The organism is Pseudomonas sp. JY-Q (assembly GCF_001655295.1).
In the GTDB taxonomy this organism is placed as follows: Bacteria; Pseudomonadota; Gammaproteobacteria; order Pseudomonadales; family Pseudomonadaceae; genus Aquipseudomonas; species Aquipseudomonas alloputida.
In genome coordinates this window covers 3,916,486-3,928,470 of the sequence record NZ_CP011525.1, presented here as the reverse complement: position 1 = coordinate 3,928,470, position 11,985 = coordinate 3,916,486, and the positions used below count along the sequence as shown (strand labels likewise).

Genomic DNA, 11,985 nt, shown 5'->3' with positions numbered 1-11,985 from the left:
AGATTCGCCCGTGAATAAATATTCTCTTAGGGAATTAAATATTCCGGATGGCGAATTTATAGGCGAATTCAGCCGACACGTCTACACGTATGGGAAAGATTTTTTACTGACAGGAAATGTGGGGCGTGGGCGTGGGGAGGAGGGGAAAGCGAGTCCAGGTTCAGCCTGGACTCGTGGCAACCTGAGTGGTCAGGCCTCTGCGGGGGCGTAGTTCATGATCGACAGGAGGCGGATCGGGACGCTTATCAGTTTTTCCGGGCCGTGGGGAATGTCAGCATCGAATGTCAGGCTGTCACCTGCTTCCAGGTGATAGAGCTGGTTCCCGTGGCGGTAGACCATCTCGCCCTCCAGCAAGTGAAGGAACTCAGTGCCTGGGTGGGAGAAGGTCGGAAATTCCTCGCTAGCGTCATCCATGCTCACCATGTACGCCTCGAAGCTTTTCTTGGGCCCACGGGTGTGGTTCAGCAGGTGGTAGGTATGGCCTTTTTCCGTGCCACGGCGAACGACTTCCAGCCCTTCATCGCGTTTGACCAGAATCGCGCTGCTGCCTTGCTGGTCATACTGGCTGAACAGTTTTGACATCGGCATGCCGAGCACATCGCAAAGACGGCTCAGGTTTTCAAGGCTGGTCGACACCTGAGCGTTTTCAATCTTGCTAAGCATGCCCTGACTGATTCCAGCTATGCGCGCCACGTCCGCAAGCTTCAGATCCTGCGCTTGGCGCTGACGTTTTATCTGGATGCCCAGGTACTGCTCAAGCTTGAGCTTGGGTTGGCTTTCGTGTGTGTTCATGGCTTGCACTAATTCCGCACAGTAAATTTATTTTCGCACTGAGAATGTGCAAATGTGGCCGCGCCGGATAGGGTCGCTTGGCGTTATTCATCACGGGAAAAATATTTTCCCATAAACAAAGCAGAAAGGCTCCCCTCGAATCGAGTTTTTCCGCGACAGCAGCGAGTTGGCAAGCTCATTGCATTCCTGATGGGAAATTAAGTTTCCTGTTCGTAATAATCAGATCGGGCGACTAATCGACCTCCCCACCACGAATTGCTACAGCCAGGAGTCATGTCCATGTTGCCACAAGAAACACAGCGCCTGATCGAGACACACGGGATCAAGTATGTCCTGGCCCAGTTCGTAGATATCCATGGTTCGGCCAAGACCAAATCGGTACCCGTATCGGGTCTCGAGATGGTTGCCGAAGCCGGGGCGGGGTTTGCGGGTTTCGCGATCTGCGGTATGGGCATGGAACCGCATGGCCCCGATTTCATGGCCAAGGGTGACCTGGCTTCACTCACGCCAGTGCCATGGCAGCCAGGTTACGGCCGCGTGGTATGCATTGGTCATGTTGAGAACAAGCCTTGGCCATACGACAGCCGCTACGTCCTGCAGAAGCAGGTGGAGCGATTGAGCGATCGTGGCTGGACGCTGAATACCGGACTGGAGCCAGAATTTAGCCTGTTCAAGCGCGATGGACAGGGCAAGCTGCAGATGGTCGACGCCAGCGATGATCTGGACAAGCCGTGCTACGACTACAAAGGCCTGTCCCGCTCGCGCGAGTTTCTTGAGCGGCTGACCGAAGCCTTGCAGCCAGTGGGTTTCGACATTTACCAGATCGATCACGAAGACGCCAACGGCCAGTTCGAGATCAATTACACCTACAGCAATGCCATGGAATCAGCTGATCGGTTCACCTTTTTCCGCATGGCTGCCGGTGAGATTGCCAACGACATGGGCATCATTTGCTCATTCATGCCAAAGCCTGATCCCAAGCGGGCGGGCAACGGCATGCACTTTCACCTGTCGATCAGCAGCGCGACCAACAAAAACTTGTTCCACGATGCGAGCGATCCGAGCGGCATGGGCCTGTCGAAAATGGCCTACCACTTCGCCGCAGGCCTTCTGGCGCATGGCCCAGCCTTGTGCGCCTTCGCAGCGCCGACGGTCAACTCCTACAAGCGCCTTGTTGTGGGCAATTCCTTGTCCGGGGCGACCTGGGCACCAGCCTTTATCGCGTTTGGCGCCAATAACCGCTCGGCCATGGTTCGTGTTCCGTATGGCCGCCTGGAGTTCCGCCTGCCGGATGCTGGCTGCAACCCCTACCTGGTCAGCGCAGCAATCATCGCGGCGGGACTGGACGGCATCGACCGCAAGCTGGAAATCGACCAGGTGTGCAACGAGAACCTCTACAAGTTGAGTCTTGAAGAAATCGCCGCGCGCGGCATCAAGACCTTACCTCAGTCGCTCAAGGAAGCCTGTGATGCCCTTGAGGCTGACCCACTGTTCGCCGAGGTACTTGGTAGCGAAATCGTGGGTGAGTTCATCAAGCTCAAGCGCATGGAGTGGGTGGAGTACAGCCGTCACGTCTCGGACTGGGAAGTGAAGCGCTACACCGAGTTCTTCTGATCTAGCCAGTTTAACCAACCCTTTCTGACACCCTGCCAATGGGTAGGGGGTCTTCTGCCCAGGAGTTAACGATATGTGTGGAATTGTGGGGCTATACCTGAAAAATCCGGCGCTGGAGCCCCAGCTCGGCAAACTCTTTGAACCCATGCTGGAAGCCATGACTGATCGCGGCCCCGACAGTGCCGGCTTCGCCATTTACGGCGATGAAGTTGCTGATGGCTGGGTGAAGTTGACCTTGCAAGCAGCAACCGATGACTACGACTTCAAAGCGCTGGTGGGCGCACTGGAAGGCAAGCTCGCGGCGTCTTTGGACTGGTTCCAAAATGCGAGCGCCATCGTGTTGAAGATCAAGGCTGAGGAAGCTGCCGTACGTTCCGCTTTGGCCGAGCTGGCCCCGGACGTGCGCATCATGAGCGCCGGCAAAAGCATCGAGATCCTCAAGGGCATGGGCTTGCCTAAAGAGATCTCCGAGCGCTTCGGTTTGGGTTCGATGAAAGGCAGCCACATCATCGGCCATACCCGGATGGCGACTGAAAGCGCCGTAACCATGGAAGGCAGCCACCCGTTCTCTACCGGCGCTGACTTGTGCCTGGTGCACAACGGCTCGCTGTCCAACCACTTCCGTCTGCGTCAGGAACTGCGCCGCGAAGGCATCCAGTTCGACACCGAGAATGACACTGAAGTCGCGGCCGGTTACCTGGCCTGGCGTCTGCAGCAAGGCGACAGTCTGAAGACCGCCTTGGACAGTTCGCTCGAAGCACTGGACGGCTTTTTCACCTTCGCAATCGGCACCCGCAATGGATTCGCCGTGATCCGAGATCCGATTGCTTGTAAGCCCGCAATTCTTGCCGAAACCGAGGACTACGTCGCGATGGCTTCGGAGTATCAGGCGCTGTCGAGCCTGCCGGGCATCGAGAAAGCCAAGGTCTGGGAACCTGTTCCGGCCACCATGTACATCTGGGAACGCGAGTCGGCTTAAGGAGCACGCACATGAAAACCTTCAATCTTAGCAACACCACCGTGCGTGACCTTAACCAGGCGCTGCACGATCAAGCGAAGACGCTTGAGGAAAGAGAGTGGGTTGTCACTCACTCTGGCGGCGCGCACAACATCGCGGTCGGCGTAAACGAAGCGGTGTCCGTGGATATCCAGGGGCATGCCGGCTACTACTGCGCCGGTATGAACCAGAAGGCTTCCATCACTGTGCACGGGAACGTCGGCGTTGGTTGCGCCGAGAACATGATGTCTGGCTACGTCCGAGTAAAAGGCAGCGCTTCGCAAGCAGCGGGCGCTACGGCGCATGGCGGTCTGCTGGTGATCGAAGGCGACGCCGGCGCCCGTTGCGGGATCTCGATGAAAGGGATCGACATCGTGGTCGGCGGCAGCATCGGCCACATGAGCTGCTTCATGGGGCAGGCGGGACGCCTTGTGGTATGCGGTGACGCCGGCGATGCGCTGGGTGACTCCCTGTACGAGACGAAGATTTTCGTCAAAGGAAAGGTCGAGTCGCTAGGTTCTGACTGCATCGAAAAAGAGATGCGCCCGGAGCACATTGAAGAGTTGCAAGCGCTTTTGAACAAAGCCGGCTTCAACGAGAAAGCCAGTGACTTCAAGCGCTACGGCTCGGCTCGCCAGCTGTACAACTTCAAAGTCGACAACGCCTCCGCGTACTGATTCAGGAGCAAGAAAATGAGCGAAAAAACCCCTCCAGTCCTGCGCGAGTCGGCCACCTTTGATCGTCTGACTATCCAGGAAATCCAGCGTGCCGCCGAGACCGGCATCTATGACATTCGCGGCGGTGGTACCAAGCGCAAGCTGCCGCACTTCGACGACCTGCTGCTGCTCGGTGCAAGCGTCTCGCGCTACCCGCTGGAAGGCTACCGTGAGAAATGCGGAACGGATGTAATCCTCGGTAACCGGTTCGCCAAGAAGCCGATCCACCTGAAAATTCCGGTGACAATCGCCGGCATGAGCTTCGGTGCATTGTCGGCCAATGCGAAAGAAGCCCTGGGGCGCGGCGCCACTATTGCAGGCACCAGTACCACCACGGGCGACGGTGGCATGACGCCGGAAGAACGCGGCCAATCCCAGCACCTGGTTTACCAGTACCTGCCTTCGCGTTATGGCATGAACCCTGATGACCTGCGCAAGGCCGATGCCATCGAAATCGTCTTGGGGCAGGGCGCCAAGCCCGGTGGCGGCGGTATGCTGCTGGGCATGAAGGTGACCGAGCGTGTTGCCGGTATGCGTACCTTGCCCATCGGCGTTGACCAGCGCTCGGCATGCCGTCATCCGGACTGGACTGGGCCTGACGACTTGGCGATCAAGATTGCCGAGATCCGTGAGATCACCGATTGGGAAAAACCGATTTACGTGAAAATCGGGGCCAGCCGTCCTTACTACGACGTCAAGCTGGCAGTGAAGGCCGGCGCCGATGTGATCGTGCTTGATGGCATGCAAGGCGGTACCGCTGCGACTCAGGAAGTGTTCATCGAGCACGTCGGTATCCCCATCCTGCCGGCCATTCCCCAGGCGGTTCAGGCGTTGCAGGAGATGGGCATGCACCGCAAGGTGCAACTGATTGTCTCCGGCGGCATCCGTAACGGTGCAGACGTTGCCAAGGCAATGGCGCTGGGTGCCGATGCCGTGGCCATCGGTACGGCCGCATTGATTGCTCTGGGTGACAACCATCCACGCCTGGACGATGAGCTCAAGAAGATCGGCTCTGCGGCTGGCTTCTACGATGACTGGCAGAACGGTCGTGACCCGGCAGGTATCACCACGCAGGATCCGGAGCTGTCAAAACGTCTTGATCCGATCGAAGGCGGGCGCAGGTTGGCCAACTATTTGCGTGTTCTGGTGCTGGAGGCGCAAACCATGGCGCGAGCCTGCGGCAAATCCCACCTGCACAACCTCGACCCTGAGGATCTGGTGGCCTTGACCGTAGAATCCGCCGCTATGGCTCGCGTGCCATTGGCAGGGACTTCGTGGATTCCAGGCAGCCAGTACTGAGCATTACCTGATGCAGGAGCGCGTGTGCCCGTGGCGGCGATCTGTCTGCAACTGAATTGTTGTCTGACACGCCGCCGCCAAGGGCAAGTGCGCTCTTGCGTTCAGGCCATTCTTGATTTGACCCATCCAAGAGGCCTCAACGGCCCAGCGCTTCACCGCCTCGCTTTCTGCCAGACACTTTTCCATTCATCGCAGGAGCTTCCACAATGGTTAATCGTCTACCCGGCAAATCACTTCTTGCGTTGCTCGCGCTCAGTGCATGTATACCGCTGGCACAGGCGGCTGATGCCCCAACATTGAACACCGGCAGCACCGCCTGGATGGTAACGGCGGCGGTTCTGGTGCTGTTCATGTGTCTGCCAGGCCTTGCGCTGTTTTACGGCGGTCTCGTGCGAGCCAAGAACATGCTGTCACTGTTCACCCAATGTTTTGGTATCGCCGGACTGGTGGGGGTGCTGTGGGTGGTTTATGGCTACAGCATGGTGGTCGATACCACCAACATGGTTGAGGGCGAGGTTAGCTTCAATAGTTTTGTCGGCGGGCTGAACCGCGCATTTTTGGCAGGCATGACGTCTGAAAGCCTGGTTGGCGACATTCCGGAAGGGGTGTTTGTTACCTTCCAAATGACCTTTGCCATCATCACTCCGGCGCTCATTGCCGGGGCTTTTGCCGAACGTATGAAGTTCTCGTCGGCGCTGCTGTTCATGGCCATCTGGTTCACCCTTGTCTACGCGCCAGTGGCCCACATGGTATGGGGTGGAGCAGGGGCTTTGATGCACAACTGGGGCGTGCTGGATTTCGCTGGTGGTACTGCAGTTCACATCAACGCCGGTGTAGCTGCGCTTGCCGCCTGTTTGCTGCTTGGCAAGCGTAAGGGTTACGAAAACGCTCCAATGCCTGCACATAACCTGAGCCTCACGATGGTCGGCGCGGCGATGCTCTGGGTCGGCTGGTTTGGATTCAACATCGGCTCCGGCGGCGGCCTCACTGGCCTTTCAGGCATCGTGATGCTCAACACTCAGCTCGGTGCGTGTGCCGGTATTCTGGGCTGGATGTTCACCGAGTGGCTCAGGGTAGGTAAACCGAGTGCGTTGGGGCTAGCCAGTGGCGCCTTGGCCGGCCTGGTCGGGATTACCCCAGCCTGTGCGTATGTAGGGGTTGGCGGCGCGCTGGCCATCGGCCTGCTTTGTGGCGTGTTCTGTTATCTCAGCGTGACGGTGCTCAAGACGCGCCTGGGCTATGACGACAGCCTGGATGTATTCGGCTTGCACGGTATCGGCGGAATGATTGGCGCCGTGTTGACTGGCGTTTTCTGCGTGCCGTCGTTGGGCGGGTTGGTCGAGAACGTCACCATGGCTGACCAGGTGATCGCGCAGGTCAAAGGGGTGGCATTCACAACGGCCTACTGCTTCATTGCGAGCTGGATCATTCTCAGAGTGTTAAAGGCCGTCGTCGGGTTGCGGGCACATGACGCTGTTGAGGAAATGGGGCTTGACCTCGGTGAGCATAACGAGCGGGCTTACAACCACTAAGTGAGGAGAGCGCCCCGGCAGTTTGCGCCCAGGAGAGTCGACAACTGGGGCCCTGGCATGGGGCGTAGGACGTGCACGATGCCTTGCAACTAATCAGCAGCCTGTTGAGCGGCAAGCAGCATAAGGATCATGTAGGGAGGTGGCGGCAATTACTGGCCGCCACCCAGGTGATTCCACTTGCTGTACGCCGACGTCAGACCTTGGGGAAGCCGAGGCAGATCATGTCTGATCTCACTCAGCGCATTGGGGCTTCGAATCCATTCCGTCAGCCATGCGATCAGCATCGGTCGGGTAGCGTTGCAGGGTGCGACTTGCTGTTCAAGCTCGTCGGCTATTGGTCCCAAAAGCTCCAAATACGCGTCCAAATCGGCAATTTGATTGACCAAGGTATTCTTCCTCTCTCAGATCCGGATGAGGGCTGGCTCTGATGCCCTCAATGCTCAAATTTCAGCAAGTGTGTGCCTTTTTTCTGTGCCTCAGGGCATGGCCCTGGTAAGCCAACGTCACGCTCCAGTTTCTCAATTCCGAGCGAAGTTCGTCGATGAGCGCAGTTGAGTATTTCCAGGGCTGAACGCCATTTGAAAATCGGAACAGCCGCGCCGGGAGTGGCGATCCGCTTGCCCAACTGCAAGGGATCGCCAGTCCGGAGTGTAGCTAGGTGGGCGAACCTGCTTTGGTAGCAGACGCTGCGCTACGCAGGCTCCACACCCCCCAGGTCAAACCCAGCACGGCCGCGATCAACGATGCGGATAGCACGCCGAGTTTCGCTGCCCCAAGTGAGCCAGGGTCGACGAACGCGAGGTTGGCGATGAAGATCGACATGGTGAAACCGATACCGGCCAGCAGCCCGACCAGGACAATGCTACGCCAGTTGACCTCGGCGGGAAGCACGCACCAGCCCAGGCGGACCATCAGCCAGCTGACGCTGACGATGCCCAACGGCTTTCCTGCTACCAGGGCGACAGCGACGGCGATCATGACCCACTGGGGGCCGTCAACGGACAGGTCGACACCCGAAAGGCTGACCCCAGCGTTGGCCAAGGCAAACACCGGCATGATGCCGAAGGCTACCCAGGGGTGCAGGGTGCCTTGCATGCGCACTACCGGCGGCAGCAGTTCGCGCTGGGCCAGGCGCAGTCGTTTCAACGGGTCCATGAGGTCGCTGGCATCTTGCTCAGGCGCCTTGGCGCGCCCCAGCAATTCGCCGGTGAAGCGGGAAATGGCATCCAGTGGGCGCTCACGCATCGGCATTGCGGTGACAGGTGTCATCAGGCCCAGCACGACGCCTGCGAGGGTCGGGTGGGCGCCGGTCAACAAGATGCCCAGCCAGACGATCGCACCGGGAAGGACGTAGGCGTAGGCTGAACCCACACCGATCTTTTGAAGCCCGATCACCATTAGCAGGCCGATCAGTGCAACGCCGAAACCGGTGTAATCAAGGCCGCCTGAGTAGAAGAACGCGATGATCAGGACTGCGATGATGTCATCGATGATTGCCAGGGCGAGGAGGAACACACGTACGTTGGACGGGATCGACTTGCCGAGCAGTGCCAATACGCCCACCGCAAAGGCGATATCCGTCGCCGTTGGCACGGCCCAGCCTTGCTGGTCTGCCGACGCGTGACCAAAACTCAGGTAGAGGAGTGCGGGTACCGCTACGCCGCCGACAGCGGCTGCCATGGGGAGTGTGGCTTGGCGCAGGCTGGACAGTGCACCCTCGTGGATTTCGCGGCGGATCTCCATGCCCACGACCAGGAAAAAGATGGTCATCAAGCCATCATTGATCCAGAAATGCAGAGACTGCGAATAGACATGCGAGCCTACGCCGAACGTCAACGGCGTATGCCAAAGGGCTTCATAACTGTCGGCAGCCGGGGAATTCGCCCAAATCAATGCAGCGACTGCGGCAATCAACAGAACGATGCCGCTGACCGCTTCAATGTGCAAAAAGCGTTCAAGGTTGGCGAAGGCACGCTCAGCCAGTTTCTGGGCGCGAGGTAATTCTACTTTATGCATAGGCACAGGTACTCCCGCATGGCGGCCCGACCTGCGCTGTTCTTTAACCTGCCCCACTGCACCGTGCAGCTGGCACCCGTCCGGTAGTCTACCGAATAACCACTCTCAGATGAACAACAAGCGCCAAACCATTCACTCCCATGGGGCGTCGGTCTGGGATTTTTCCCTGCGGACGTTACGGTTTATGGTGATTTCCGAGCACGCGGGGCTTGGCGAACGGCAATTTATCCAACTGATCACCGCCACCTGCACATTGTGAAGACAGTGCGCTCGCCTTGTTTGCTTTCCTGGAGCATTTTCCGTTCTTCAGCATCATTGTCGTTGGGCGCGGTACTTAGGGTGGTCGTGTTCTGTCTCAAGGTGCTGTGCACGCTGCGACTGTGGGGTTCGGTAATGCCTTCGCCCAGCGTTCGACACCGTGCTGCCACGCGAGGGTAAAATCGAGCAGTGGCAGGCTGGCCCAGGCTACACCACCTAGCCCACCGCAAAGGCGGGGCATGCGGGGAGTCCAGAGGTCTTCTGGCTGATTGGTTGTATGACCTCAGGCCTAGAATCGCCAGAAGGCCGGCGAGACAAGTACCAGTACGGTGAGGATCTCGAGCCGTCCAAGCAGCATGCCAACCGTCAGCAACCATTTCGCTGCGTCCGGCAACGAGGCGAAATTACCTACAGGCCCGATAATCGTCCCCAGGCCTGGGCCGACGTTGCACACCGCGGTGGCCGCCCCGCTCAATGCCGTCATCCAGTCGAGCCCTATCAGAGAGAGGCCAAGGGCGATGACTGCGATGGTGACGGAGAAGAAGAAGGAGAACGTCAGCAGTGACCGTACGATCTCTTCATCGATGGGGTGCCCATTGTATTTCTTCGAGATTGTTGCCCGTGGATGGATCAACTGCTTCAGGCTGCTGACAAGCAAGGCAGCGGCCACCTGGAAACGGAATATTTTCAAACCGCCGGCGGTGGAGCCCGAGCACCCGCCGACGAACGTCAGGTAAAAGAACAGCATGATGGCGAAGCTGCCCCAGAGCGTGTAATCACCCAAGGCAACGCCTGTGGTGGTCACCACCGAGGTCACATTGACCGCAACGATACGAAACGCATCCCACCAAGCCAGGTCGCTGTGCAGGCAGAGCCAGGTTCCGACGGTGAGCCAGACGAAGACGAGAAAACCAATGAAACCGCGAACTTGATGGTCCGTGAGCAGGATGCGTCGATGGCCACGCAGCGTGGCGACATAGAGTGTGAAGGGCAGGCTGCCGAGTATCATGATGACCACAGCTACCCAATGCACCGCAGGCTGTGGCCAATGAGCCAGCGAGGCATCCGAGGTCGAGTAACCACCGGTTGAAATCAGCGACATCGAATGATTGATGGCTTCGAACGGGGTCATGCCGGCAGCCCACAACGCCCCTGTTCCCAATGCTGTCAGGGCCAGGTAGACCAGCAGTATCATCTTGGCAGCCACATGCGAACGTGGCGTCACTTTGTCAGACCAATCCGAAGACTCGGTCTGGAACAGGCGCATGCCGCCCACGCGCAGCAGTGGCAGGATCGCCACGGCCATGCCGATAAATCCAATGCCTCCCAGCCAGTGCAGCAGGGAACGCCATATCAGTAGCCCCGGTGATGCACTGTCCAGGCCTGTCAGCACGGTCGAGCCGGTGGTGGTAATTCCCGACATGGTTTCGAAGAACGCGTCCGTGTAACTGATGTCGCGAATTAACACCATCGGCAGCGCCGCAAATGCACACACGATGACCCAGCTTGCCGTCGTGAGGAAATACATGTCCCTGGTCCGCAGTTGCGGTATGTCGGGGACGCCCCGGGCTACCGGAAGCAGGCCGACGCACAGAACGATCAGGCTCGACCAGACGAATGCGCCGAGGTCGTCGCTGCGGTCGTACCACAGCAACGTCAGCATCGGAATCACCATGCTGACGGCCAATGTGATCAGGAATACGCCAATAATGAAGGCAATGAAACGCAATGCAGGCAGCGGCATTGAGGGAGCTCGTTGGGACAGTGCCGGCAGTATTGCTTGCTTTACGGTAATGTCGAGTAAAAAAGGCGTAAAGTCGCGGCCGGGGATTTTGCACGCCGCTGGCTGGCTCTCGCTCGATGGCTCATTGGGCTGATCTCTACGCGTGTTCCCGTCTGTCAGCTCCCAAACGGTTGGAAGAGAGGCCTCAACGCCGCGTACCCCCTTCGCGGGTTGGCGAAAACAGCGCAAGCCTTGTGTCGCGAAAGGGCTGCGGAGCAGCCCCCGGATTTCAGCGTGGATACACGAATTGCCGGGGCTGCCGTGCAGCGCTTGTGCGGCACTGTTGAGAGTGCCGCAGCGGGCATGGAAAGCCCCGCTGGCTTTCTGGATTACTTGATCAGCGGTACGCCACTGAGCTTCTGCAGCTCGTCAAAATCAATGTCCGCGCAGATCTCGACCACTTTCAGCCCTTCAGGTGTCACTTCCAGTACGGCCAGGTCGGTGTAGATGCGGCTGACGCAAGCGATACCGGTCAGCGGGTAGGTGCACTCGGGCACCAGCTTGCTTTCGCCGGTCTTGGTCAGGTGGTCCATCATCACGAACACCTGGCGGGCGCCGGTGGCCAGGTCCATTGCACCGCCTACGGCCGGGATCGAGCCTTCGGCGCCCGTGTGCCAGTTGGCCAGGTCGCCCTTGACCGACACCTGGAAGGCGCCCAGTACAGCGATGTCCAGGTGGCCACCACGCATCATCGAGAACGAATCGGCATGGTGGAAGAAGGCACCACCGGTCAGCAGGGTGACGTGCTGCTTGCCGGCGTTGATCAGGTCATCGTCTTCCTCGCCCGGCGCAGGGCTTGGGCCCATGCCCAGCAGGCCGTTCTCGCTGTGCAGGAACACTTCCTTGTCGCCCAGGTAGTTGGCCACCAGGGTCGGTGCGCCGATACCCAGGTTTACATACGCGCCTTCCTGGATGTCTGCGGCCACGCGTTGGGCCATCTCGGTGCGGGAGAGCTTTTTGGTGATGGTCATGGCAGGC

The 11,985-nt window shown here is 58.8% G+C and carries 10 protein-coding genes and 2 pseudogenes; 7 read left to right on the top strand and 5 right to left on the bottom strand.

The window, feature by feature from the left end; genetic code table 11:
- Positions 1–189: 189 nt before the first annotated feature.
- Positions 190–792, bottom strand: a complete 603-nt coding sequence (locus AA098_RS17880) for a helix-turn-helix domain-containing protein (protein ID WP_003251150.1) — start codon at positions 790–792, stop codon at positions 190–192.
- A 279-nt stretch (positions 793–1,071) separates the two neighbouring features.
- Between AA098_RS17880 and glnT the strand changes: the two genes are divergently transcribed.
- The 5 genes from glnT (at position 1,072) to AA098_RS17855 (ending at position 6,950) form a co-directional block, all read left to right on the top strand.
- Positions 1,072–2,406, top strand: coding sequence for a type III glutamate--ammonia ligase (glnT, locus tag AA098_RS17875; protein WP_003251148.1), 1,335 nt, complete (start codon positions 1,072–1,074; stop codon positions 2,404–2,406).
- A gap of 73 nt (positions 2,407–2,479) precedes the next feature.
- The gene (locus tag AA098_RS17870) at positions 2,480–3,385 is read left to right on the top strand and encodes a glutamine amidotransferase family protein (protein WP_053867938.1); all 906 of its coding nucleotides are present in this window, start codon (positions 2,480–2,482) and stop codon (positions 3,383–3,385) included.
- An 11-nt stretch (positions 3,386–3,396) separates the two neighbouring features.
- Positions 3,397–4,080, top strand: a complete 684-nt coding sequence (locus AA098_RS17865) for a protein glxC (RefSeq protein WP_054888897.1) — start codon at positions 3,397–3,399, stop codon at positions 4,078–4,080.
- A 15-nt stretch (positions 4,081–4,095) separates the two neighbouring features.
- Complete coding sequence (locus tag AA098_RS17860) at positions 4,096–5,418, top strand: FMN-binding glutamate synthase family protein (RefSeq protein WP_003251143.1); 1,323 nt, start codon at positions 4,096–4,098, stop codon at positions 5,416–5,418.
- A 206-nt stretch (positions 5,419–5,624) separates the two neighbouring features.
- Positions 5,625–6,950 (top strand): ammonium transporter, encoded by a 1,326-nt coding sequence (locus AA098_RS17855; RefSeq protein WP_004577297.1) that lies wholly within the window; start codon positions 5,625–5,627, stop codon positions 6,948–6,950.
- 654 nt (positions 6,951–7,604) lie between these two features.
- On the opposite strand, the gene nhaA is transcribed toward AA098_RS17855, so the two are convergent.
- Positions 7,605–8,966, bottom strand: a complete 1,362-nt coding sequence (nhaA, locus tag AA098_RS17845) for a Na+/H+ antiporter NhaA (RefSeq protein WP_064614850.1) — start codon at positions 8,964–8,966, stop codon at positions 7,605–7,607.
- Between the two features lie 109 nt (positions 8,967–9,075).
- Between nhaA and AA098_RS29270 the strand changes: the two genes are divergently transcribed.
- A complete protein-coding gene (locus tag AA098_RS29270; RefSeq protein ID WP_014756020.1) occupies positions 9,076–9,225 on the top strand; it encodes a hypothetical protein in 150 nt (49 codons plus the stop codon).
- A pseudogene (locus tag AA098_RS30235) lies at positions 9,224–9,317 on the top strand (hypothetical protein); the annotation flags it as partial. The gene AA098_RS29270 and the pseudogene AA098_RS30235, both read left to right, overlap by 2 nt.
- 55 nt (positions 9,318–9,372) lie before the next feature.
- Here AA098_RS30235 and AA098_RS29875 read toward each other — a convergent pair.
- The 3 genes and pseudogenes from AA098_RS29875 to AA098_RS17835 all read right to left on the bottom strand — a co-directional run.
- Positions 9,373–9,465 (bottom strand): annotated as a pseudogene (locus tag AA098_RS29875) (DUF1850 domain-containing protein); the annotation flags it as partial.
- A 48-nt stretch (positions 9,466–9,513) separates the two neighbouring features.
- On the bottom strand, positions 9,514–10,968 hold the full coding sequence (locus AA098_RS17840; RefSeq protein ID WP_003251133.1) for a TrkH family potassium uptake protein: 1,455 nt from the start codon (positions 10,966–10,968) through the stop codon (positions 9,514–9,516).
- Positions 10,969–11,336: 368 nt separating this feature from the next.
- Positions 11,337–11,978 (bottom strand): 3-oxoacid CoA-transferase subunit B, encoded by a 642-nt coding sequence (locus tag AA098_RS17835; RefSeq protein WP_003251131.1) that lies wholly within the window; start codon positions 11,976–11,978, stop codon positions 11,337–11,339.
- Positions 11,979–11,985 lie beyond the last annotated feature (7 nt).

Bases quoted from the DNA above. Each gene is read 5' to 3' on its own strand.
- AA098_RS29270 (WP_014756020.1), top strand. From the start codon at position 9,076: ATGAACAACAAGCGCCAAACCATTCACTCCCATGGGGCGTCGGTCTGG.
- glnT (WP_003251148.1), top strand. From the start codon at position 1,072: ATGTTGCCACAAGAAACACAGCGCCTGATCGAGACACACGGGATCAAG.
- AA098_RS17840 (WP_003251133.1), bottom strand. From the start codon at position 10,968: ATGCCGCTGCCTGCATTGCGTTTCATTGCCTTCATTATTGGCGTATTC.
- AA098_RS17865 (WP_054888897.1), top strand. From the start codon at position 3,397: ATGAAAACCTTCAATCTTAGCAACACCACCGTGCGTGACCTTAACCAG.
- AA098_RS17835 (WP_003251131.1), bottom strand. From the start codon at position 11,978: ATGACCATCACCAAAAAGCTCTCCCGCACCGAGATGGCCCAACGCGTG.
- AA098_RS17855 (WP_004577297.1), top strand. From the start codon at position 5,625: ATGGTTAATCGTCTACCCGGCAAATCACTTCTTGCGTTGCTCGCGCTC.
- AA098_RS17880 (WP_003251150.1), bottom strand. From the start codon at position 792: ATGAACACACACGAAAGCCAACCCAAGCTCAAGCTTGAGCAGTACCTG.
- AA098_RS17860 (WP_003251143.1), top strand. From the start codon at position 4,096: ATGAGCGAAAAAACCCCTCCAGTCCTGCGCGAGTCGGCCACCTTTGAT.
- AA098_RS17870 (WP_053867938.1), top strand. From the start codon at position 2,480: ATGTGTGGAATTGTGGGGCTATACCTGAAAAATCCGGCGCTGGAGCCC.
- nhaA (WP_064614850.1), bottom strand. From the start codon at position 8,966: ATGCATAAAGTAGAATTACCTCGCGCCCAGAAACTGGCTGAGCGTGCC.